The organism is Domibacillus sp. 8LH (assembly GCF_038806185.1).
Lineage (GTDB): Bacteria > Bacillota > Bacilli > Bacillales > Domibacillaceae > Domibacillus > Domibacillus indicus_A.
The window spans coordinates 1-256 of the sequence record NZ_JAVJNG010000223.1 but is presented as its reverse complement, the minus strand read 5'-3'; the positions used below and the strand labels follow the sequence as shown (position 1 = coordinate 256).

Sequence of the window (256 nt, the reverse complement as noted above, 5' to 3'; positions counted from 1 at the left end):
GTGCTGTATGCACATCACCGCAACTACCGCAGCGATGCATCGGACCTGTCGATCCGCTTCGGCACCGGCGACTGGCCCGGCTACCGCTGCGAGCGGCTGCTGCCGGGCGCGATGGTGCCGATGTGCAGCCCGTCGTTCCTGAAACGCCACGGGCCGTTCCGCACGCCGGCCGATCTCGCACGCGCGCCGCTCGTGCACGACGAGGATCGCAGCACGTGGGTCAACTGGCTGCAGGGCGCGGGCGTCAAGCATGTGT

Annotated in this window: 1 protein-coding gene; it reads left to right on the top strand. The window is 69.1% G+C overall.

Going from position 1 to position 256, the window contains the following annotated elements:
- Positions 1-256 (top strand): LysR substrate-binding domain-containing protein (locus tag RG959_RS24520; protein ID WP_342799337.1); only part of this gene is annotated, 256 nt, incomplete at both ends.